Origin of the sequence: Pauljensenia sp. UMB3104 (genome assembly GCF_030217285.1) — a bacterium.
Taxonomy (GTDB): domain Bacteria; phylum Actinomycetota; class Actinomycetes; order Actinomycetales; family Actinomycetaceae; genus Pauljensenia.
Window position 1 is genome coordinate 1 of the sequence record NZ_JASONN010000329.1, and the last position, 268, is coordinate 268.

A 268-nucleotide genomic window follows, 5' to 3' on the forward strand; every position below is an offset into this window, starting at 1 on the left:
GAGGCTCATTCCTACGGGAATAGAACACGCGCAGTCGGCTTCACCGTTCATCACGGACTCAACAAGCGCAGTAGCCTCAACCGCCGAATCTCCCAAGTCAGCGTTCAGAACAAGAAGAAGGCGCGCAGGCCAATCCGCCCGATCGCGCATCGCGGCCACTTTGACGCCAGTCTCGATGGCGGATGCGCGGCCTCGTTCCACAGAATGGCGGACGACGACTGCACCGGCGGCGCGGGCGGCAGCTCCCGTGTTGTCATCGGACCCATCG

The 268-nt window shown here is 63.1% G+C and carries 1 pseudogene; it reads right to left on the reverse strand.

What is annotated here, in order from left to right:
* Positions 1–268 (reverse strand): annotated as a pseudogene (locus QP415_RS11905) (glycosyltransferase); the annotation flags it as partial.